Genomic DNA, 21,448 nt, shown 5'->3' with positions numbered 1-21,448 from the left:
GGCAAAGTCCGCCCTTTATTTTTGTTTCGCAAATTTTGAAAACGTAAAAGTTAAAATGACCGGCAAGACGAGTACGATGACCATGCCAATTAAAAACGCAGTCATGCCATTGCTGATCACAAGGAAACCTGGAATGCCGCCGACACCAATTGTACTTGCCAGCACACCATTAACCGAAATAAACATGCCGGCGATCGCTGAACTAATCATCGCTGCGATAAACGCATAACGGTAGCGCAAGTTGACCCCGAACATGGCCGGCTCAGTAATTCCGAGAAATGCCGATAGTGCCGACGTATAAGAAAGTCCTTTCAGCCGTTCTTCTTTTGCCAAAAAGCCAATTGTCAACGCAGCGGCACCTTGTGCAATGTTAGAGAGTGCAAGCATTGGCCATAAGAACGTACCACCAAGCGATGAGCCAACTAATTGCAGATCAACCGCTAGGAATGTGTGGTGCATACCTGTAATAACAAGCAAGCTGTAAAAGCCGCCGTAAATCAATCCGCCAAGAATCGGTACTGTATCAAAAATAAAGATAACCGCATCTGTAATCACATTTCCGACCGCAAACATAACCGGACCGATTAAAATAAAGGCGGCAAATCCAGTAACAAGAAGCGCAACCGGTGCTACAACCAGCAGCTGAATGCCTTCTGGAACTCGTTTCGTCAAAAAGACTTCAATTTTCGCCAATAAATAAGAGGCAAACAATACTGGCAGTACTTGCCCTTGATAGCCGATTTTCTCAACCGTTATACCTAGGATATTCCAGGTTGGAATTTCTCCCGCTTCTTCAGCTGCACCATATGACCATGCGTTTAATAAATCCGGGTGAACAAGAATAAGCCCAAGCACAATCCCGAGCAGCGGACTGCCCCCGAACCGTTTCACAGCTGACCAGCCGATTAAAGCAGGCAGAAAGGTAAATGCTGTATTTGCAATTAAGTTGATAACGCTGGCAATGTCCGCCCATTGTGGATACCTTTCGATCAAAGATTCTTCGAAAAAGATCCCTTGTCCCGTTAAAATATTATTAAGTCCGAGCAGTAAACCAGCTGTTACAATCGCTGGCAAAATGGGTATAAAAATATCAGCCAATGTTTTAATGGCACGCTGCAGCGGACTTAAATTCGATTCCGATGCTTTTTTCACATCTTCTTTTGACGCTTCACCAATACCAGTCTCTTCAACAAGATCTTGATACACTTTGTTGACAGTCCCTTGTCCGATGACAACTTGATACTGTCCATTCGCTGAAAAAGAACCTTTTACGACATCAATTTGTTCCAGCTTTGACTCATCCACTTTGCTTTCGTCTTTTAGTGCAAAGCGGAGCCGCGTGACACAGTGTGTCGCCGCTTCAATATTTTCTTTTCCGCCGACAGCGTCTACAATTTGTCCAGCTTGCTTTGAGTACGCTCCCATTTCAACTTCCCTCCTAAACTTGTATATACATCTTAACAAGACTTTATCACTTGTATATACAGGATGTCAATAAAAAAGAAAGCGATCCCAAAAAAAAAAAAAAACAGCGGAAGCCGCTGTTTTTTAAAAAGGGAACCGGTTGAGCCATTGGCCACCGTCCATCGTGATACATTCACCATTTATATAACCTGCTTCATCAGAAGACAAGTAATAGGCAAGTCCAGCAATTTCCTCCGGTGTTCCAAGTCGATGCAGCGGCACGCTGTCAATGGTCCGTTTTGCTGCTTCGTCTGATTCCCATAGTTTATCCGCACCGCCTGTCCGTTCAATCGGACCCGGTGCAATGGCATTAACACGAATGCCATATTGATGCCCCCATTCTACAGCAAGAGTACGGGTTAACGAAAGCACACCGGCTTTTGCAGCTGCCGAGTGCGCAACGCCTGCTCCTGCATTCCACGCATAGGTAGCGACCATGTTAATAATCGAGCCTTTTATTCCGCGCTGAATCCAATAATTCCCGATTGCGTGAGAACAATAAAAGGTACCGTTTAACACAATATCGATAACAGAATTCCATCCGTTTGGTGTCAGCTTTTCTGCCGGACAAATGAAGTTTCCAGCCGCATTATTAATAAGCACGTCAATAGAGCCAAAAGCCTGGTCAGCTCTTTCGACCAGTTTCTCCGCTTCATCAGTCTTGCGTACATCCATGACAACCGTTAAAAAACGACTGCTGTCCCCTGCAATCTCTTTTTTTGCTCCGGCCAGTTTTTCTTCATTTCGGCCGCAAATGACGACATTCGCTCCTTCATCGAAAAAGCGCTTAGCCATATATTTCCCCATACCGCTTGATCCACCTGTAATGATAACCGTTTTCCCTTTCAAATATATTCATCCCCTTCGTAATATGAATGATCATTCACTCATTATTGTATCACTAAAAAGAAGACCCGCAAAGTTTCGTCTACGGGCCTTCTTTTTATTCTTCGTCTTCACGCACACGGTACGCTGCGTGTAAAGACTCGAGCTGGCTGTCAATGTACACATCTTTTTTGCCACGTTTAACGTAATGATAATTTCCTTCGTTATCTTGGTAACGCGCTTTCGCATTGTCGGACATTTGCAATTGAAGAAAATCGGCAAGACGGTCTTTTAATGATTCGTCTACAATTGGAAACAAAATTTCGACCCGCTTAATCATATTACGTGTCATCATATCCGCCGATGATAAATAAATGTTTCGTTCACCATTATGATGAAAATAATAAATTCGGCTATGCTCTAAAAACCGGCCAACAATGCTGGTCACTCGGATATTTTCACTCACGTTCGGAATACCCGGCCGCATACAGCAAATTCCGCGGATAATGCAGTCAATTTGCACACCAGCATTTGATGCTTCATACAATTTCATAATAAGCCGCTTATCTGTTAAAGAATTCATTTTCGCAATAATCCGGCCGCTTCCATGCTTTTTATGAATCTCGATTTCTTTGTCGATCAGCTTAATGAAAGCATCTTGAATATCAAACGGCGCCACAACAAGATGATTATACTTCGGCTTATCCATGTAGCCGCTCAAATAATTAAAGAAATTTGTCGCATCCACGCCAAATTCTTTTTTTGATGTGACCAGTCCATGATCTGTATACAGCTTCGCTGTTGCGTCGTTATAGTTGCCTGTTCCGAGATGAACAAATCGTTCGATCTTGCCTGCTTGTTTTCGGACCACGAGCGTAATTTTACTATGTGTTTTTAAATTGTGCATTCCATAAATAACATGACAGCCGGCTTTCTCCAGCTCTTTTGCCCATTGGACATTATTTTCCTCATCAAATCGGGCTTTTAATTCTACGAGTACGGTTACTTGCTTCCCTTTTTCAGCCGCACGCTTAAGCGATTCAATAATAGGCGAGTCGCCGCTCACCCGGTAAAGCGTCATTTTAATCGCCAGCGCAATCGGATCGTTTGCCGCTTGTGAAATAAAATCGACGACCGGTTCAAAGGATTCATATGGGTGATAAAAAAGCACATCCTGCTGCAACGCTTTTTCAAAGATATCTTCCCGGGAAGATAAATCTTCTGGCAGCTGTGGAATAAACGTTTCATACGTCAACCCTTCACGAAGTATACTTAACTTTTTCGTAAATGGAAATAAAAATGTCAAATCAATCGGCCCGTCGATTTCATATACATCTTTATAGTGAATTTCAAGCTCTTCCAGCAAGTAATCAAGCACATGTTGATCCATGTCCTGCGATTTCATCTCCAGCCGGACGGCGGCTCCCCACTTTCGCTTCTTTAACTCTTTTTCAATTTCAAGCAGTAAATCCCGGGCCCCTTCTTCGTGAATTTCCATATCAGCATTACGCGTAATCCGGAACGTGTTAACATTTTTCACGATATAGCCTTGGAAAACGCGGTCAATGAAATATTCCAGCACGTCTTCCAGCAGGACAAATGTACCGCCCTCTTCTTCTGATGGAACTTCAATGGCCCGGTCCAGCACACCAGGTACTTGCACGATTGCGACGCGGTCCATCTCTGCTTCCGGCTCATCATTTTCAAGCATGACGACCAGATTGAGCGATTTGTTCAACAGCATCGGGAATGGCCGGTATGCATCAATCGCCATGGGTGTCAGTACTGGGAATACTTCATTATCAAAGTAATCGAGCAAGAACTGTTGCTGTTCTTTCATCAAATCTGCTGGCTTTTTCAAATAAAAACCTTCTTCTTCAAGAGAAGGCAATATTTCTTCTGTCAGCACCCGATTTTGAATTTGCACCAACTCATGTGCTTTGATGCTAATTCGATTCAGCTGCTGCTTCGGTGTCAAACCAGCTTTGTTTTCAGGCTTGTTAAAACCGGCTTTCACCTGATCTTTCAGACCGGCTACCCGCACCATAAAAAACTCATCCAGATTCGAGCTGAAAATGGCTAAAAATTTCATTCGCTCCAATAGAGGGTTATTTAAATCTGATGATTCTTCCAATACACGTTTATTAAAGTTAAGCCAGCTTAATTCCCGGTTGTTATAATACATCGGATTCGCCAAATCAATTGTTGCCTGTCCGCTCATCGGAATCCCCCGTTTCAATTTACTTCATTTCGTTTAAATTCCATTTCAATTGTTGTTTGCAAAGCTTTTTCCAAATGGCGCTTTTGCTTATCGCTTTGATAATGTTCAGCCAGTTCACTGCCTTCACAATAAACAGTAATGACAATACAATCATTTTTCCGCTTCACGTTCAAGTCACTTACAATGCTTCGTTTTGAACTGTTCAAGCTAAAGCAAAGTTTTAGCAGCGAACCGTATTCCCGCATTTTCTGAATTTCGTCTTTTGAAAACCAGCCATTAAATCCTTCCAAATATTGTTTCAATGTTGAATTGTTTGTGAAAGAAGCGGTTAAGGAAATATACGCTTTCTCCCAATGGGTAAATCCATCAAACAATGAGTTAATGAGCAAATAAAACGTATGACGGCTTTTCGAACTGGAGGAAATGTATTCACCAAGATAAAATAAAGCCGCCGACTGCTCAATGATAAAGCGATCTTTATCCGTCACTTCAATGATGCCTTCTTGTTCAAAGCCCCTCAGCATTTTTTCAGTCAGTTTCATCATTTGATAATGATGTTTCGTATCATGACCATAAACGGTTAAAAGCCGTTTTATACCATTTCTTTTCACATCAGCGGCAGTTTCCCCCGTACCGTTTTTTATTCGCTCAAGTACAATACCATCACGAAGTCCTCGTGAGCTGACGAGCAGCCCTTTTGCTTTTGTATGTATGGCCAGCTGATAAAACACTTCAATAGCAGGTAATATTAAATCAGCTCGCTCATTGGAAAGGCCATCCACTTTTTCGAATTCCGAATACGAAAGTGGTGAGAGCTCCGTGCGCAGCTGATCAAGTGCCTCTACTGTCAGTTCATAACCATGAACACCCAGCGGTGGATAGTTTTCTTTTAACTGCTGGACGTTTGCCAAGTTTCGAGCGCTTCCTCCAATTGCTGCAATCACACCATCCGGTGCTTTTTCCAGCCAGGTAAACTTTTTCAATTCAGTTTGAATATACTCAGCCATTTTCTTTTGTTCTTTCGGCTTCATTCGATCTTCTGCAATAAATTGTTCTTTCAGCGAAACGACACCAAACGGGAAGCTGAATGAATGTTTTAATTTTCTGTTTTCAAATAACGTAATTTCTGTACTGCCACCGCCGATGTCAATCGTTAATCCATTATCAGCCGGCATTGTTTTTAAAACAGCCGATAATCCGTAGGACGCTTCTTCTTCTCCCGACAAAAGACGAATATGAAAGCCCGTTTCTTTTTTCACTTTTTCAATAATGACATCTCTGTTTGCTGCCTGCCGAACTGCTGCAGTCGCTGTACATTCAACTTTCGTTACATCGTAATAATCGAGCACTTCTCTGAAATTTTTTAATGCTTCCAGCAGCATCTGAACCCCTTCGTCACTCATTTCACTTTCTGCATCTAGAAAGCGGCGCAGCCTGAGTGGTGCTTTCACATTCCGAAATTCTTCTATTGCTGACCCCTGTTCTTTATATATAACAAGACGGACTGTATTTGATCCGATGTCGATAATGGCTGTTTTGCTTTGCTTCATAGTCGTTCCCGCTTTCTTTTTTATTCATTTTGCCCTTTAAATATACCATGCAAACCACGATGAATGCTTCCAAAGGGGGCATAAACAGTATATAATGAGAGAAAATGAGGATGAAAGGAGCCACTATCTTGAGCAAAAAATCCGAACCCTTCACCGAACCTTCATCTGACGAGAACCTCGCCAAAGCGATCTTTACGGTTAACCGTCATGCAAAGACGGCCACAAACCCAAAATATTTATACGCGCTAAAAAAATGCGCCCTCTTAAAAATGATCAAAGAAGGCAAAGCAGAGAAAAAAGGCCTTCACTTTTCCCGAAATCCAAAAAACAGCCGGCAGCAGTCCGATGTACTTGTTTCATGTGGTGACTACACCTTCCACATGCCGCCATGCAAAGAAGATTTCGATTCTCTTCCCCATCTCGGCCGATTAAGTGAGCAAATACGCAATCCGCGCTGTTCAATGGGGCTGTCAAAAGCAAAAAGCATTCTTGAATCGTATACAGGTATGAAAGAAGATCGTCCAAAGCATAAGCCGCCCGGACAAAAAAAATATACAAAGCCTGTTTTTAAGCCGCTTGGTCAATCATATTAAGAAGAAAAGGACGCAGCCGCCAAGCAAGCGTCCTTTCTTTATTTATAGGGCAAGCTCATCAATATATTGGACAAGACGGGCAATTTCCGGCTTACTTACTTGCGCATCTGCACCGACACCCGTTCCTTTATGGCGAAGGTCATCCGTAATTAAAGAAGAAAAAATGATGACTGGGAGTTGTTTCAGCACTGGGTGATCTTTTATCCGTCTCGTTAAATGATGGCCGTCCATTTTCGGCATTTCGATATCAGTAACAAGAATCTGCACTTTTTCAAATGTATTTTCTTGCTCAAGTGTCGATTCTAAAAAGTCATAAGCAAGCTGGCCATTTTCAAAAAATTCGACCCTGTCATACCCTGCTTCATGCAGTGTATCGTGAAGAAGCTTACGCAGCAGCGGTGAATCTTCCGCTATAACAATCTGCTTTTCGGAACGCTCGCGCTCGCCCATGGCTTTTATTTGATCAATGTGAATACCTGAATGCGGATTGATATCGACAACAATTTTTTCAAAATCGATCAGCAAAATCATATTGCCATTAATTTTAATGACCCCGATAATTTGATTATTGCCGCCTTGATACATTTCAGATGGCTTTTCAATGTCATTCCAAGAAATGCGGTGAATGCGCGTAACATTTTGTACATGAAAAACAACTTTTTGCTGATTAAATTCGGTCACAATGTACTTGTCCGTTGATTGATTTTCAGAGGGCTGCATTCCAAGCACTTTCGCCATATCAATGACCGGCAGCACTTCGCCACGCAGCTGAATAATCCCTTCAATGTGGGCATGTGCGTGTGGGATATACGTGATCGGCATCGGCTGGATAATTTCTTTCACTTTCATGACATTAATGCCGTATTTGTTCCCTTGCACTTCAAATTCCACAACTTCAAGTTCATTCGTTCCAGATTCAAGTAAAATTCCATAATCATTTGTCATAAGTCATTAGTCCCCTTGCTTTTTTATTTTACTATATCACGAATAAAAAGATTGTCGATGCTTGAAAAGTTTATAAATATTTAATATTTAATTGAAAAATTTACATTATAATAACAACAGATTAGAGAAAGGTGGTTTACAAATGGAACATCGATTAAATACCCGTGTAAAAGAAATTGAAATCTCCGGTATCCGTAAATTTTTTAATTTGGTTGGCACGCAAAAAGATATGATTTCTTTAACCATTGGCCAGCCGGATTTTCATACACCGGAACATGTAAAAAAAGCAGGTATCCAAGCAATCAATCAAAATGAGACCGTTTATACACCAAATGCAGGACTGCCTGAATTAAAAAAAGCAGCTGCACACTTTTATAACAAAAAATATCATGCAGCTTATGAACCTGACCATGAAGTCATTGTGACAGTCGGCGCAAGTGAAGCAATCGATATTGCATTGCGAACGATATTGGAGCCTGGCGATGAAGTAATTTTGCCCGGTCCTGTCTATCCTGGCTATGAGCCGATTATTCACTTATGTGATGCATTGCCGGTCATGGTTGATACGACCGCAAAGGAGTTTCGCATGACTGCCGGCCTCATTGAACAGCATATCACTGAAAAAACGAAGCTTATTGTGCTTCCATATCCATCCAACCCAACTGGCGTCAGCTTAACTGAACAAGAATTAAAAGATATCGCGGCACTTGCGAAAAGGCGGGAATTATTTATTTTAGCCGACGAAATTTACAGTGAAATTGTATATGAACAGCCTCACGTATCAATCGCTTCCTTTTTAAAAGAGCAAACGATTGTCATAAACGGCTTATCGAAATCCCATGCGATGACCGGCTGGCGGATCGGTCTTCTTTTTGCGCCTAAAGCGATTGCGCAGCACATGCTCAAAGTCCATCAATATAATGTGTCATGTGCCACCTCCATCTCGCAAAAAGCAGCGATTGCGGCGCTGACGGATGGAATAGATGATGCGGTGCCGATGAGGGATGAATACAAAAAACGCCGGGATGTGACATTTGAAACATTACAGAACCTTGGCTTGCAAACGGTAAAGCCGGATGGCGCGTTTTACTTTTTTGTAAAAGTACCAGACGCATATTCTGGTTCTTCCTTTGACTTTTGCCTGACGCTCGCGAAAGAATATAAAGTGGCGGTTGTACCGGGCAGTGCATTTTCACAGGCGGGGGAAGGCTGGTTCCGCTTGTCCTATGCATGCAGTGTTGAAGAGATTAAAGAAGGATTATCACGCATTGAGCAATTTTTAAAGACCTTATAACCATACAAAAAGCGGCTGCTCCCAAGCGTGGAGACAGCCGTTATTTTTTCATAAAAAAAAACCCGGACAGCGTTCGTCCGGGCAAAAGTGAGAGAAATGGAGAATGAAAAAACTGGTTACGCTAGTATTATTCCCGCTTTTTCTTTTTTTACACCTTTTTTATTATTTTTTTTCAATGGAATTTACAAGTTCGACAACTTCTTCAGCTGTTGACATTTCAACTGCTTTTGCTGCCAATGATTCCATATCGGCTTTTGACAAGTTTTTCAGCTGCGCACGCGCTTTTAAAATTGATGTTGCGCTCATCGAGAACTCATCAAGACCTAAACCGAGCAACAGTGGAATCGCTGTTTCGTCCCCAGCCATTTCACCGCACATCCCTGCCCATTTGCCTTCTTTATGTGCCGCTTCAATCACCATTTTTACAAGGCGCAAAATAGAAGGATTGTATGGCTGGTACAAATAAGATACCCGCTCATTCATCCGGTCAGCTGCCATTGTATACTGAATTAAGTCGTTTGTTCCAATTGAGAAGAAATCCACTTCTTTCGCAAACAGATCCGCAATTACAGCCGTCGATGGAATTTCCACCATGATGCCAAGTTCGATTTTCTGCGCTACTGTTGTGCCTTCCGCTTCAAGTTTTGCACGTTCTTCTAAAAGAACTGCTTTTGCCTGACGGAATTCATTTATCGTTGCAATCATTGGGAACATAATTTTTAAATTGCCGTGTACACTTGCCCGAAGCAATGCGCGAAGCTGTGTACGGAAAATATCCTGTTCTTCAAGGCAAAGGCGGATCGCCCGGAAGCCAAGGAATGGATTCATTTCATGCGGCAAGTTCAAGTATGGAAGCTCTTTATCGCCGCCGATGTCCAATGTACGAACAACAACCGGTTTCCCTTCCATTCCTTCTAAAACCGCTTTGTATGACTCAAACTGCTCTTCTTCTGTCGGCAGATTATCGCGGCCCATGTACAAAAATTCTGTACGGTACAAGCCAACTCCTTCACCGCCATTGGATTTTACGCCTTCAAGATCGGCTGGTGTACCAATATTTGCTGCAAGCTCAACGTGATGGCCGTCCCCTGTCACAGTCTCTTCATTGACAAGCTTTGCCCATTCCGCTTTTTGCTTCGCGAAAGCATCAGCTCGTTTTTGATACTCCGCAGCAATTTCCTCTGTTGGGTTAATGTGTACTTCCCCTTGAAGGCCGTCGATGATAATGAAATCGCCATTTTGAATATCTGACGTTGCGTTTTTCGTACCCACAACGGCCGGAATTTCTAATGAACGAGCCATAATAGCAGAATGAGATGTCCGGCCGCCGATATCCGTCGTGAATCCTTTCACGAATTCACGGTTCAATTGTGCTGTCATAGATGGTGTTAAGTCTTCTGCAACAACTACGACTTCTTCGGCAATCAGTGCCGGTGCTGGAAGGTCGACTCCAAGAAGTGCTGCCAATACACGCTTTGTTACGTCTTTAATATCCGCTGCCCGCTCTTTCATATATTCATTGTCCATTGCTTCAAACATGCCGATAAACATATTGGCTGTTTCTTCAAGGGCAAACTCTGCATTAACAGAATCTGACTTAATTTTTTCTTCAATTGGGCCTGTTAATTCAGGATCGTTTAAAACGAGCAAATGCGCTTCAAAAATAGCGGCTTTGTCATCACCTAAGTCTTTACGGGCTTTTTCTTTAATGACCTCAAGCTCTGCTTCTGATTTTTTCAGCGCTGCGCGAAAGCGGTCTGCCTCAGCTTTGGCATCTGTTACCTCGCGCTTTTCGACAGTTAAATCCGGTTCCATTAAGCGGTATGCTTTCGCAAAGGCAATTCCGTCAGATGCGCCGATTCCTTTTAATATCGCCGCCATCAGTTTGCAAGACCTTCGCTTTTCAACAATGTTTCAAGGGCTTCAAGCGCCGTTGTTTCGTCATTGCCTTCTGCTGAAATTGCAATGTCAGCACCCTTTCCAATACCAAGTGACATAACACCCATAATGGATTTCAAATTTACTTTTTTACCGTTGAATTCAAGATTCACATCACTTGAATATTTGCTCGCTGTTTGCACAAGAAGTGTAGCAGGACGTGCATGAATTCCTGTATCTGCTGTTACTGTAAAAGTTTTTCTCGACATTGATTTTGTCTCTCCTTCATACGTTTTATTCATAGAGAATAGCATTAAATTCATTTTCCCTCAACGATCAAGCTTTCTCGTATTGCTCTTCCTGTCCTTATCTTTTAATATAGACAAATATAGACAAAAACAAGGAGATTTCATCATGTATTATAAAAGACAGGAAGCTTTCCGTTATGTTTTCCCTGAATCCATTCCCGCCATTTGCGAGGTGTACCAGTATTCAGCTGGAGTAAAAGAAAAAACCCAGACGTTCGACGCTTATATTCTTGATATTAGCCCGAATGGGATAAAAGCCGCTTCAAAGACGGACATTGAGTTAAAAAGCGATCTTATTCTCATCTTTTCTTTTCAGCTCGCGGGCACATTGATTCACTTTACCGGACAGATCATTCGCAAACGGAATGCCGGCAGTGTATTTGAATATGGTATCCAAAGCGATGGAAGCGATGCTTTGAAAGACCAGATTATTTCATCATTGAAAATTTACACGAAAGAGCAGCTTAAAAAACAAAAAGGTTAAGGGAAATAAATCATTTTACGTGTCATACCACCGTCTATAACCAGGTTTTCTCCAGTCATAAAGGTGTTTTCCGGGTCTGCAAGGTACAAACAAGCTTTTGCCACGTCTTCCGGCTTGCCGACCCGTCCAGCTGGGTGCTGCGCGTGATCTTCTGGACGAAGCTGGGCATAGTCTCCTGTCTCAATCCATCCGGGACTAATGCTGTTCACCCGTATGCCTTTCTCGCTAAGTGTAACAGCAAGCGCATGCGTTAACGAATAAATGGCTCCTTTCGACGCTGCATACAGCTCCGTATTGGATTCTGACATACTTTGTCGTGTCGAGCACATATTGACGATGGCGCTGCCTTTTTTCATGTATTTGGCTGCTTCCCGAGAACAAAATAGGACACTTGCGGCGTTAGCGGTCATTATTTTGTCCCAGTCAGTTTTATTTATGTCCCAGATAGAGCCGAATGAAGAAACACCAGCGTTGTTAATAAGGACATCTATGCCTTCACGCTCTTGATCAACGCGTGCAAAAACACTTGCCATTTCATCCACATTTCCTGCATCTGCACAATAAAATGCCGCTTCAAAACCTGACTTCTTCCACTCTTGAACCGCTGCTCTGCCGTCTTCTTCCTTTGTATCCACAATCACGGTAAAAGCACCTTTTGCAGCAAAAGCGTGCGCTGTTGCTTTTCCGATGCCGTTTGCACCGCCCGTTACAACGACTGTTTTGTCCTTGAACATGTTCCCACTCCTTTAGCTTCGAGGTGTTTTCATATATTCATATTCAGCATGACCTCCGTGCTTGGCAATCCCCCGAAAGTGCTTAAAATCCGGCTGTTTAATAAGCTCTTGTCGAAATTGAAGAAAATCATTCTGTTGAATACGCACGAGAGCAGTTTTTCCATTGCGAAGGTTTTCAATACATTCTACAGCTTCTTCTGCAGTCAAGCAATCACCCCCTATTAAAATAGTCAAAAAATTGACACAATGCAGTTTAAAATCCTTTACTATTTTCAAAAAATAAGGCAAAATTTACTTTAATACCTCTTGCTAACGCTCTTATTATAAAAGAAAGCGAGTGAAAATGGTATCGTCAATGGTCGAAAAGGAGCGAAATAGATGACAAAAGCAGAAGTCGGCAACATTATCGAATTTAAAGACGGTCTGCGCGGGATCGTCGAAAAAGTAAATGAAAACTCCGTTATTGTTGATTTAACAATTATGGAGGATTTCGATGAGCGCGAATTAGAAGAAAAAACAGTAGTTAACCATAAAAATTATATCATCCTCCATGCATGAAAAAAAGAGCGGATTCTATCATCCGCTCTTTTGTTTATTTACAACGCTTTAATCTTAATTTCTCCTTTTTCCAGTACAGCTTTTAAATGTGCTGCCTCTGGATGATCCAAAATAAAGTCGGCAATTCCATCTTCTATTTGTTCTTGAATAACCCGGCGAAGCGGGCGCGCCCCGAATTGCGGGCTGTAGCCAAGCTCTGCCAGTTTTTCTTTGACCGCTTTTTCCACTTCAATTTTCATTCCTTGTTCAGCAAGCATTTCATTTAACTCCATGATCATTAACACTACAATTTCCGTCAAGTGTTCTTTACCGAGCGATGCGAATTCAATAATTGCATCAAACCGGTTTAAAAACTCTGGCTTAAAGAAATCCGCCAACGATTCAAGTACAGACACTTCAGACTGCTCCGCTTGTTTATCGAAACCGACCGTTACGTTCTTTTTGCCGATGCCAGCATTGCTCGTCATAATGATCACGCACTCCTTAAAGCTTACCGTGCGGCCCTGGCTGTCAGTTAAGCGCCCATCTTCCATAATTTGCAGGAACATGTGCTGAACATCCGGGTGCGCTTTTTCAATTTCGTCCAGCAAAATAATGCTATATGGGTTGCGCCGTACTTTTTCCGTCAGCTGGCCGGCTTCTTCAAATCCGACATAGCCCGGAGGCGATCCGATTAATTTTGACACACTATGTTTTTCCATAAATTCACTCATATCTAAACGAATGAACGCTTCTTTTGAACCGAATAACTCTTCTGCCAGTGTCTTTGTCAATTCTGTTTTCCCGACACCCGTAGGTCCAACAAAAAGGAAAGAACCGATTGGACGGCTTTTCGCTTTTAATCCGGCCCGGCTGCGGCGGATGGCTTTTGCAACTTTTTGAACAGCCACTCCCTGCCCGATTACTTTGCCAGCAAGATTTTTTTCAATATGTTTCATTTTTCGCTGTTCATCCTGCTGAAGTTTTCCAACCGGAATCCCGGTTTTGCTTTCGATTAACGATTGTATATCCTCGACTTTCACTTCGAGTAACGCAGATTCCGGATCACGTTGTTCGAGCTTTTGTTCCAGCATTGCTTCTTCATCACGAAACTTTGCGGCTTCCTCATATTGCTCTTTTTGAAGAGCTGCTTCTTTTCGTTTCGCAATCAATAACAGCTGCTCTTGAATAGAAGCCGCATCGGTTTGATCAATTGTTAAATTCAACTTTGAACCAGCTTCATCAAGCAAATCGATCGCTTTATCCGGCAAAAAACGGTCTTGAATGTAACGGTGTGATAAAAAGGCGCACGCCTGAATCGCTTCCTCTGAATACGTCACCTGATGAAAGTCTTCATAATGCTTTTGCAGGCCTTTTAAAATATGGATCGTTTCTTCCACGCTGGGCTCAGCTACTTGCACTGGCTGAAAACGGCGTTCGAGTGCCGCATCTTTTTCAATTTGACGATATTCTTTTAAAGTTGTTGCACCGATCAGCTGCATTTCGCCACGGGCAAGCGCTGGTTTTAAAATGTTGCCAGCGTCCATCGATCCTTCTGCTGACCCCGCACCAACCAATTGATGAATTTCATCAATAAACAGCAGCACATTTTTCCGCACCTTTACTTCTGCAATTACTTGCTTCATTCGTTCTTCGAATTGACCACGTACCCCTGTTCCCGCAACAAGGGATGCTACATCTAAGACATATACCTCTTTGCCGGCCAATTTCGCTGGTACGCGCCCTTCCGCAATATATAAAGCAAGTCCTTCTGCAATCGCTGTTTTCCCGACACCGGGTTCACCGATTAGGACCGGATTGTTTTTGTTTCGTCTATTTAAAATTTCAATGACACGCGCCACTTCTTTATCACGGCCAATGACCGGGTCAATTAAACCGGCCTTAGCCAGTCCCGATACGTTGCGTCCGAAATTGTCTAGGATTCCTTCGCCGCCGCGACCCGTTTTTGCCTGTGGATCAATCTGTTTCATTGGCTGCTGTGGCTGTTGGACATTTTTCATAAATTCATCAAATGGAAAACCGAATGATTGAAAATTCATCTTCATTCCCCCGATTGTTTGTTTTTCTTTTTGATAACAAGCATCACATAAATAGTATTGCGCAGACTGTCCATTGACACGGACACTCATTTGCACGCTTGCTTCATGTTGCTGGCATTTTTGACATTTCATCCACGTCATCCCCTTTAATTTTGGTTTCGATTTTGACTTTGACTATCTTTGACTATAACTATAGTATACTTTGACCTTTTTTGACTTTCAACTATTTTGCTCAAAAAAAGAAGTGTCTTTAAAGACACTTCAGCCGAACGGAAAAAAGACGATAAACAGCAAATCAAAGATTAAATGGGAAATGATCAGCAGTGGTATGCTTTTTCGCCAAATATACAAACTGCCCCAAAAGATACCTCCACAAAATGCTGCCAGCATCCACAACCATTCTCCAGAATAAGCGAAAACAGATGCGTAAAAAAGTGCAGCAATGACCATAGCTCCCCACTCGTTCATATAATGGCCAAGCCTTTTTTGGATAAACCCCCGAAAAAAGAGTTCCTCACCCGGGATGATAATAAGTACGAGGACAATATAATGCCAAATAAACACAGGACTAAACAGCGCATATATAGAAGATACATGCTCTTCAGCTGATAAAGGCATGACTTTTAATAAAGAATAACCGACTGCAAATAATCCATATAAAATAATACCTGATACGATTCCGTAGAGCATAAACCTGTTTGTATTTTGCTGATCATCAATTGGCTCGCTTATAATTGAAATACTAATAAAGAATAAAGCAGCTGCTGTATAAATGTACCAAAAAATATCTCGATCAAAAAATGCTACATACAAAAGGATATATGCAGCAATAACCCCGATAATAAAACGCCAGTCTTTCAATAATGCCATTGCGTAAAGCCCCTTTCATCAATCCGAGTCATTTTACCACAAATAACGCGGGTTGATCAAAACGGATTATGACAAATTTTTGATCGATAAGCCTAGTTTTTTCAAAATGGCTGTTGCCTGTTCCATTTCTTCTTCTGATAAAACGCTGAGCAGCTCATGAATATTTTGTTCGTGCTCCGGAAAAATGCGTTCGATTAGTTGTATTCCATTTTCTGTAATCGTCGCATGGGTAATACGGCGATCCTGCGAGCAGGCGATCCGCTTGAGCAGCTGCTTTTTTTCTAGTTTATCTACGACGTACGTTATACTTCCACTTGCCAGCAGGATTTTCCCGCCAATCTGCTGAAGCGGCTGCGGTCCTTTATGATACAAAAGTTCAAGCACCGCAAATTCTGTCGGGTTCAGCCCGGATGTTTGAATATATTCGTTCACTTGTTCATTAACGACTTTATATGCGCGTGATAGTACGATAAATAACTTTAATGACGCTTTGCTGTCTTTCATGGCTACTCCCCTGCCTGTCTATTTCATCTTATTCTTTATACGTTACACATTTTTGCTTTATATTAAAAGTATTAAACCGATTATTTCATATTTTTCAACTATTGTTTTTTGTCGATTTCTTTTCTCGGTCGTGTATAATAGCGTCATGTGTTTATCTTATTATACAGGTGATTTCATTGAAAAAACGTGATGACTACTTTGATAATGTACGATTTTTTCTTGTTTTTTTAGTCGTATTCGGCCATTTGTTGCGCCCGTATGTATATGACAGTCCGCTCATTTACGCGTTTTATATGATGATCTATTCGTTTCATATGCCGGCATTTATTTTTATATCCGGTTTTTTTGCTAAAGGCATTATGCGTCCTGGTTATCTTAAAAAGGTTGCGGGAAAACTGCTTATTCCACTCGTCTTTTTTCAAATTGTCTATTCGATATTTTACTTTTGGATTGAGCATGAAGAAGCGCTGTCTGTCAGCCTGCTTATTCCAGAATGGTCGCTTTGGTTTTTAATCAGCTTGTTTTTTTGGCACGTCCTGCTTCTTGCAACAGTAAAATGGGCAAAGCCACTGCCGGCTCTTGTTATTTCAATTGGGGCAGGATTGTTAATCGGACTGGTGACTGAATCCTCAACTGTGCTTAGTATCGGACGAACATTTGTATTTTTTCCGTTCTTTTTAGCCGGTTACTACATAAAAAAAGAATGGTTTCAGCCATTGTTTCGACTTTCTGTGCGAATTCCGCTAATGCTTTTCGCCGCCATGCTGTTTGTTTTTTTCTTTTTCAATATACACATTCAAATTGAATGGCTGTTTGGTTCCACATCGTATACGACACTTGAAGCAGAACCGTTAACCGGAATGATTTTCCGTATTCTGGTTTATATGATCAATCTGGTGATGATTGCATTTTTTCTATCGATTGTTACCAAAAAAACCTTTTTCTTTACATCGTGGGGACGCAACACATTATACGTTTATCTGCTGCACGGATTTTTCGTCCAATCATCACGGCGTGTCGATACGCTTGAACTGCCACCGTCAATGCTCGTTTTGTTCATGACAGCTGTCGTATTGACATTGGCTCTGTCTTCCCCATTAACCGCTGCTTTATTCCGGCCGTTCCTTGAACAAAAACGGCCTGGGTTTTTAACAAAAAAGGAGAAAAAAACGTGAATATTACTGTTTGCACATTAAATGCAAAGTACATCCATACAAACCTTGCGATCCGTTATTTGAAATCATATTGTGAAGATGCTTATAACATTCGGATTGCGGAGTATACGATTAAAGATCCGGCGATGAATATTGTGTCGGATTTATACAGCCAGAAACCAGATGTCATTGGCTTCAGCTGCTACATTTGGAACATTGAAGAAACGATCCGAATTGCCGGCATGATTAAAAAAGTGCTGCCGGACTGCACCATTGTATTTGGCGGACCGGAAGTGACATATGATGTCCCGTATTGGCTCGACCGGCTTAACGATATTGATTTTATTGTCATTGGCGAAGGAGAAAAAACCTTCCGGATGCTGCTGGATCAATTATCCGGCGCCCGGGATTTTTCGAATATAGCCGGGATTGCATATAAACAAGACGGAACACATCACATTCACCCGCAAACGAATAAACTCGATCTGCGGGAGCTGCCTTCTCCATTTCGATTTGAAGAAGACCAAGACTCCTTATCGAAGCGAATTACGTACATTGAGACGAGCCGAGGATGCCCGTTCCGCTGCCAATTTTGCCTGTCATCCATTGAAACAGGCGTCCGCTACTTTGACCGTGAAAAAGTAAAAGACGATATCCGTTTTTTAATGAACAATGGTGCAAAAACGATTAAATTCGTTGATCGTACGTTTAATATAAGCCGCAGCTACGCGATGGAAATGTTTCAATTTTTAATAGACGAACATATACCAGGCACAGTTTTCCAATTTGAAATTACCGGCGACATCATGCGGCCGGAAGTGATTCAGTTTTTAAATGAACACGCGCCAGCCGGCTTGTTTCGTTTTGAAATTGGCGTGCAGTCGACAAACGACGGCGTCAATGAACTTGTTCAGCGCAAACAAAACTGGGAGAAGCTTGTCCGCACGGTCACGATGGTGAAAGACGGCGGCAAAATTGATCAGCATCTTGATTTAATTGCCGGTCTCCCTGAAGAAAACTATGACTCATTCCGGCGTACATTTAATGATGTATTTACGCTTCGCCCTGAAGAATTGCAGCTGGGATTTTTAAAGCTTCTCCGCGGCACTGGGCTTCGCCTGAGCGCCCCGCAGTACGGCTATGAATACATGGACCAGGCACCGTATGAAATGCTGTCGAACCGTGTGCTTCCGTTTGAAGATGTCATTCGCATTAAGCAAACGGAAGATGTACTTGAAAAGTATTGGAATGACCACCGGACCGATGAAACGATTGAGTACATTACCCGGCATCTCGCTTTGACGCCTTTTGACTTTTTTCAGGATTTCGGTGCGTTTTGGGAAGCGGAGGGCTGGGGGCGCATTGGCCACCAGCTTGAAGATTTATTTAAGCGTCTCTCTTCCTTTTTACAGGCAGCACATCCCGATGCAGCCACCCAGGTCGAAAGTATCATGAAGTATGATTATTTGAGAAATCAGCGTTTTAAGCCGCGCAAGCCATGGTGGCGCTCAGAAGAAGCGGATGACCGGTCTGCGGTGTACAAGCAGCTTGCTGATCACCCGCTTATTGTGGGAGAGTCGTTCGCATCCCTTCAGCTTCGTGAAAAGGATCTGCATAAGCATACTATTTTGGAACCTGTGACGATGCGGAAACAGGAGGATGGATGGGCACAGGAGGATGGATGGCTGCTTGCTTATTTTAGTCCAACTGGCGCCGGATCATCACTGTATTTCTTCTCAAGCAGTTTAACCAAAACCATTTAGTAAAAAAACAGTGAATCCATCCAGGATTCACTGTTTTTTTACTATCACTCAGGCTCATATACTCGTTCCTTTGAATAAAATGAAAAAGCGGGATCTTTTTTGCCCATTATGTGCCGCGCGACGAGTTTTGACAAAAACAAACTGTAGACGATGCCATTTCCACCGTACCCAAGCAAAAAATAACTGTTCGGAACGCGACCATATTGACCTATCATCGGCTGCCCATCATGTGTATGAGCGAAGGACCCGCTCCAATTGTATTCCGCTTGTATAGCGCCCTGCAATTGCGGAAACCAGCTTTCGACTTCTTTAATCAGCTCGTCCCGCTTAGCAATCATTTTTTGATCCCGCATGTCCGGATTAGATGTCCGCTCATCCAGGCCGCCTATGACAATACGATAATCTGCCGTTGTCCGCGCATAAAAATATGGACGGGCAGACTCCCAAATCATCACATTGTCTTTCCAAAAAGATAAATCATCAATTGAATTCGTCACGATGGCATAACTGCTTTCAATCACTGTATTTTTCTCTTTGACCGTCTCCTGTGTCTCATAGCCCTGGGCAAAAATAGCTTTTTTCGCTTTAATAAGATAACCGCCTGCGGCCCGAATTAACACGCCATCCTCGTCTGCTTTTTTCAGAAAGACTTCCGTTTGTTCAAAAATACGGACGCCTGCGTCAGACGCCGCTTTAACCAGCCCGTGTGTTAGTTTATACGGGTTTACTTCTGCGTCCCCTTTTGTGATGATCGCTGCCCGCCGGCTGAACGGGACCCACTTTTTCATTTCATCTTTTTCGACATATTCCACATCGAATCCTGCCTCTTTTAACGCCTTATATTCTTCTTGAACCGTTTCAATTTCGTCTTCATTACTGGCAAAAAATAAGCTTTCACGCATGATCAGTTCAGGGTCAATTGAAAGAGACGGAACGATTTCATCACGCAGACGGCTGATTGCGTTGAAGCAGCGCCAATAATGATCGACAGCGGCTGTTTTGCCAAATGCTCGAATCGCTTCATGCAGAAGCTGATCGTTGGAAAATTGCAGTAACCCTGTATTCGCACTGGAACTCCCGGCAGCAACTGTTCGTTTATCAATAAGGATGATATCAAGACCGGAATCTTTTAATTCATAGGCTGTACAGGCGCCTGATACACCTGCACCAATAATCACAACATCACATTCCATATTTTCTTCTACAATCGGGTACGAAGGTTTTTCTTTCAATGTATCCGGCCAGTACAAATTTCCTGATTTCAAATCCATGACGGTATCCTCTTTTCACTCGTTCATACCTTTCTATACGCCTAAACTTTCTTTTTTAAACCAAAAAACGCCTCGAACTGTGATGTTCGAAGCGTTTCTTTTTATGCGCCTAGATCTTCAATATCTTTTTCCGGGCCTTTTGCTCGGGCGACAAGATATGCGCCCACCGCAATGCCAACGAGGACTATCCAGAATGTGAGCTTCCACAGTTTTGATTCAGGGAAATGCTGATCGAGAATGGCAAGTGACGGATGGGATAATGTAAAGACAGCCAATTTCACACCTACCCAGCCGACAATTAAAAAGGCAGCTGTTTCAAGCGTCGGATACTTTTGCAGCAAACGAACGAACCACGTTGCCGCAAAACGCATAATGATGACACCAGTAAAACCACCGAGGAACATAACAAGGAACTGGCCGGAGTCAATTCCACCGATTTGTCCCCAGCCGGTTTCTGGAAGAGTCACTGCAAGCGCCACAGCTGCAAGCATCGAGTCAACCGCAAAGGCAATGTCCGCTATTTCAATTTTCAGCACCGTCATCCAGAAAGAAGAACCCTTCAATTCTTTCTCTACACCATGCCCCTCCAGATCCTCATCTCGTTCTTTCCACTTTTTATACAGATGGCTGAAACAGATGAAAAACAAGTAAAGTGCTCCGATTGCCTGCACCTGCCAAACCTGCACAAGAAACGAAATAAGAAACAGTGCAGCAATTCGGAAGACAAACGCCCCTACTAGTCCGTAAAACAACGCTTTTTTCTGTTCTTCTTTCGGTAAATGTTTTACCATGACAGCCATTACGACTGCGTTATCTGCCGCTAAAATCCCTTCAAGAATGATGAGAACGCCGAGTACCCAGGCATACTCAAGTAATAATGCTGTATCCATTGATTATTCCCCTTTCCACTTCTTCTATTTATTTTTCACAAACCGACATAAATAAAGAAACAAAAAAAAGCGAGACCTTTGCCTATGATTCAGGCAAAGGTCT

General features: G+C 42.5%; 20 protein-coding genes. 6 read left to right on the top strand and 14 right to left on the bottom strand.

Features of this window, described 5'->3' with window-relative positions:
* Positions 1-15: 15 nt before the first annotated feature.
* The 4 genes from treP to NLX67_RS05470 form a co-directional block, all read right to left on the bottom strand.
* Positions 16-1,425, bottom strand: a complete 1,410-nt coding sequence (gene treP, locus NLX67_RS05485) for a PTS system trehalose-specific EIIBC component (protein WP_254310681.1) — start codon at positions 1,423-1,425, stop codon at positions 16-18.
* Positions 1,426-1,548: 123 nt separating this feature from the next.
* Positions 1,549-2,319 (bottom strand): 2,4-dienoyl-CoA reductase, encoded by a 771-nt coding sequence (gene fadH / locus NLX67_RS05480; RefSeq protein WP_254310813.1) that lies wholly within the window; start codon positions 2,317-2,319, stop codon positions 1,549-1,551.
* 88 nt (positions 2,320-2,407) lie between these two features.
* Positions 2,408-4,510: an RNA degradosome polyphosphate kinase gene (locus NLX67_RS05475; protein WP_046179717.1), complete on the bottom strand. Its 2,103-nt coding sequence runs from the start codon at positions 4,508-4,510 to the stop codon at positions 2,408-2,410.
* 14 nt (positions 4,511-4,524) lie between these two features.
* On the bottom strand, positions 4,525-6,060 hold the full coding sequence (locus NLX67_RS05470) for a Ppx/GppA family phosphatase (RefSeq protein WP_254310680.1): 1,536 nt from the start codon (positions 6,058-6,060) through the stop codon (positions 4,525-4,527).
* A gap of 110 nt (positions 6,061-6,170) precedes the next feature.
* Between NLX67_RS05470 and NLX67_RS05465 the strand changes: the two genes are divergently transcribed.
* The gene (locus NLX67_RS05465) at positions 6,171-6,653 is read left to right on the top strand and encodes a YkyB family protein (protein WP_353914379.1); all 483 of its coding nucleotides are present in this window, start codon (positions 6,171-6,173) and stop codon (positions 6,651-6,653) included.
* A gap of 42 nt (positions 6,654-6,695) precedes the next feature.
* Here the strand turns inward: NLX67_RS05465 and NLX67_RS05460 are convergent, their stop codons facing one another.
* The gene (locus tag NLX67_RS05460; protein ID WP_254310678.1) at positions 6,696-7,598 is read right to left on the bottom strand and encodes a chemotaxis protein; all 903 of its coding nucleotides are present in this window, start codon (positions 7,596-7,598) and stop codon (positions 6,696-6,698) included.
* Between the two features lie 142 nt (positions 7,599-7,740).
* Between NLX67_RS05460 and NLX67_RS05455 the strand changes: the two genes are divergently transcribed.
* Positions 7,741-8,892 carry an aminotransferase A gene (locus NLX67_RS05455; protein WP_254310677.1) on the top strand — a complete coding sequence of 384 codons (1,152 nt, stop codon included), beginning with the start codon at positions 7,741-7,743 and terminating at the stop codon, positions 8,890-8,892.
* 162 nt (positions 8,893-9,054) lie between these two features.
* Here NLX67_RS05455 and ptsP read toward each other — a convergent pair whose 3' ends face one another.
* Positions 9,055-10,773 carry a phosphoenolpyruvate--protein phosphotransferase gene (gene ptsP, locus NLX67_RS05450; RefSeq protein ID WP_254310676.1) on the bottom strand — a complete coding sequence of 573 codons (1,719 nt, stop codon included), beginning with the start codon at positions 10,771-10,773 and terminating at the stop codon, positions 9,055-9,057.
* Positions 10,773-11,039 carry a phosphocarrier protein HPr gene (locus tag NLX67_RS05445; RefSeq protein WP_046179723.1) on the bottom strand — a complete coding sequence of 89 codons (267 nt, stop codon included), beginning with the start codon at positions 11,037-11,039 and terminating at the stop codon, positions 10,773-10,775. Before NLX67_RS05445 ends, ptsP begins: the two co-directional genes overlap by 1 nt.
* Before the next feature lie 145 nt (positions 11,040-11,184).
* Here NLX67_RS05445 and NLX67_RS05440 point away from each other — a divergent pair, with 145 nt between their 5' ends.
* Positions 11,185-11,562 carry a PilZ domain-containing protein gene (locus NLX67_RS05440; RefSeq protein WP_254310675.1) on the top strand — a complete coding sequence of 126 codons (378 nt, stop codon included), beginning with the start codon at positions 11,185-11,187 and terminating at the stop codon, positions 11,560-11,562.
* On the opposite strand, the gene NLX67_RS05435 is transcribed toward NLX67_RS05440, so the two are convergent.
* Complete coding sequence (locus NLX67_RS05435; protein WP_046179725.1) at positions 11,559-12,296, bottom strand: SDR family oxidoreductase; 738 nt, start codon at positions 12,294-12,296, stop codon at positions 11,559-11,561. The genes NLX67_RS05440 and NLX67_RS05435 overlap by 4 nt on opposite strands.
* Before the next feature lie 12 nt (positions 12,297-12,308).
* Positions 12,309-12,503: a hypothetical protein gene (locus NLX67_RS05430; protein ID WP_254310674.1), complete on the bottom strand. Its 195-nt coding sequence runs from the start codon at positions 12,501-12,503 to the stop codon at positions 12,309-12,311.
* A 171-nt stretch (positions 12,504-12,674) separates the two neighbouring features.
* Here NLX67_RS05430 and NLX67_RS05425 point away from each other — a divergent pair, with 171 nt between their 5' ends.
* The gene (locus tag NLX67_RS05425) at positions 12,675-12,854 is read left to right on the top strand and encodes a YkvS family protein (protein ID WP_046179727.1); all 180 of its coding nucleotides are present in this window, start codon (positions 12,675-12,677) and stop codon (positions 12,852-12,854) included.
* Positions 12,855-12,892: 38 nt separating this feature from the next.
* On the opposite strand, the gene NLX67_RS05420 is transcribed toward NLX67_RS05425, so the two are convergent.
* The 3 genes from NLX67_RS05420 to NLX67_RS05410 form a co-directional block, all read right to left on the bottom strand.
* Positions 12,893-15,025: an ATP-dependent Clp protease ATP-binding subunit gene (locus NLX67_RS05420; RefSeq protein WP_254310673.1), complete on the bottom strand. Its 2,133-nt coding sequence runs from the start codon at positions 15,023-15,025 to the stop codon at positions 12,893-12,895.
* A gap of 129 nt (positions 15,026-15,154) precedes the next feature.
* Positions 15,155-15,763: a CPBP family intramembrane glutamic endopeptidase gene (locus NLX67_RS05415; protein ID WP_254310672.1), complete on the bottom strand. Its 609-nt coding sequence runs from the start codon at positions 15,761-15,763 to the stop codon at positions 15,155-15,157.
* A gap of 66 nt (positions 15,764-15,829) precedes the next feature.
* The gene (locus NLX67_RS05410) at positions 15,830-16,267 is read right to left on the bottom strand and encodes a MarR family winged helix-turn-helix transcriptional regulator (protein ID WP_046179730.1); all 438 of its coding nucleotides are present in this window, start codon (positions 16,265-16,267) and stop codon (positions 15,830-15,832) included.
* 176 nt (positions 16,268-16,443) lie between these two features.
* Between NLX67_RS05410 and NLX67_RS05405 the strand changes: the two genes are divergently transcribed.
* Both NLX67_RS05405 and NLX67_RS05400 read left to right on the top strand, forming a co-directional pair.
* On the top strand, positions 16,444-17,442 hold the full coding sequence (locus tag NLX67_RS05405) for an acyltransferase family protein (RefSeq protein WP_254310671.1): 999 nt from the start codon (positions 16,444-16,446) through the stop codon (positions 17,440-17,442).
* Positions 17,439-19,184, top strand: coding sequence for a B12-binding domain-containing radical SAM protein (locus NLX67_RS05400; RefSeq protein ID WP_254310670.1), 1,746 nt, complete (start codon positions 17,439-17,441; stop codon positions 19,182-19,184). Before NLX67_RS05405 ends, NLX67_RS05400 begins: the two co-directional genes overlap by 4 nt.
* A 44-nt stretch (positions 19,185-19,228) precedes the next feature.
* On the opposite strand, the gene NLX67_RS05395 is transcribed toward NLX67_RS05400, so the two are convergent.
* Positions 19,229-20,455, bottom strand: a complete 1,227-nt coding sequence (locus NLX67_RS05395) for an NAD(P)/FAD-dependent oxidoreductase (protein ID WP_254310669.1) — start codon at positions 20,453-20,455, stop codon at positions 19,229-19,231.
* Positions 20,456-20,556: 101 nt separating this feature from the next.
* Positions 20,557-21,345 (bottom strand): TerC family protein, encoded by a 789-nt coding sequence (locus NLX67_RS05390; protein ID WP_254310668.1) that lies wholly within the window; start codon positions 21,343-21,345, stop codon positions 20,557-20,559.
* Between the last annotated feature and the right edge of the window lie 103 nt (positions 21,346-21,448).

Source organism: Domibacillus sp. A3M-37 (assembly GCF_024213455.1).
Classification (GTDB): domain Bacteria; phylum Bacillota; class Bacilli; order Bacillales; family Domibacillaceae; genus Domibacillus; species Domibacillus tundrae.
The sequence above is the reverse complement of the archived record's forward strand: the minus strand, read 5'-3'. Positions and strand labels throughout refer to the sequence as shown.

What these genes read in the sequence shown, in the direction of transcription:
- NLX67_RS05425 (WP_046179727.1), top strand. Translation starts at nt 12,675, where the DNA reads ATGACAAAAGCAGAAGTCGGCAACATTATCGAATTTAAAGACGGTCTG.
- NLX67_RS05470 (WP_254310680.1), bottom strand. Translation starts at nt 6,060, where the DNA reads ATGAAGCAAAGCAAAACAGCCATTATCGACATCGGATCAAATACAGTC.
- NLX67_RS05420 (WP_254310673.1), bottom strand. Translation starts at nt 15,025, where the DNA reads ATGAAATGTCAAAAATGCCAGCAACATGAAGCAAGCGTGCAAATGAGT.
- NLX67_RS05440 (WP_254310675.1), top strand. Translation starts at nt 11,185, where the DNA reads ATGTATTATAAAAGACAGGAAGCTTTCCGTTATGTTTTCCCTGAATCC.
- NLX67_RS05395 (WP_254310669.1), bottom strand. Translation starts at nt 20,455, where the DNA reads ATGGATTTGAAATCAGGAAATTTGTACTGGCCGGATACATTGAAAGAA.
- NLX67_RS05465 (WP_353914379.1), top strand. Translation starts at nt 6,171, where the DNA reads ATGAAAGGAGCCACTATCTTGAGCAAAAAATCCGAACCCTTCACCGAA.
- NLX67_RS05410 (WP_046179730.1), bottom strand. Translation starts at nt 16,267, where the DNA reads ATGAAAGACAGCAAAGCGTCATTAAAGTTATTTATCGTACTATCACGC.
- NLX67_RS05445 (WP_046179723.1), bottom strand. Translation starts at nt 11,039, where the DNA reads ATGTCGAGAAAAACTTTTACAGTAACAGCAGATACAGGAATTCATGCA.
- NLX67_RS05435 (WP_046179725.1), bottom strand. Translation starts at nt 12,296, where the DNA reads ATGTTCAAGGACAAAACAGTCGTTGTAACGGGCGGTGCAAACGGCATC.
- ptsP (WP_254310676.1), bottom strand. Translation starts at nt 10,773, where the DNA reads ATGGCGGCGATATTAAAAGGAATCGGCGCATCTGACGGAATTGCCTTT.
- NLX67_RS05415 (WP_254310672.1), bottom strand. Translation starts at nt 15,763, where the DNA reads ATGGCATTATTGAAAGACTGGCGTTTTATTATCGGGGTTATTGCTGCA.
- NLX67_RS05460 (WP_254310678.1), bottom strand. Translation starts at nt 7,598, where the DNA reads ATGACAAATGATTATGGAATTTTACTTGAATCTGGAACGAATGAACTT.
- NLX67_RS05455 (WP_254310677.1), top strand. Translation starts at nt 7,741, where the DNA reads ATGGAACATCGATTAAATACCCGTGTAAAAGAAATTGAAATCTCCGGT.
- NLX67_RS05475 (WP_046179717.1), bottom strand. Translation starts at nt 4,510, where the DNA reads ATGAGCGGACAGGCAACAATTGATTTGGCGAATCCGATGTATTATAAC.
- NLX67_RS05390 (WP_254310668.1), bottom strand. Translation starts at nt 21,345, where the DNA reads ATGGATACAGCATTATTACTTGAGTATGCCTGGGTACTCGGCGTTCTC.
- treP (WP_254310681.1), bottom strand. Translation starts at nt 1,425, where the DNA reads ATGGGAGCGTACTCAAAGCAAGCTGGACAAATTGTAGACGCTGTCGGC.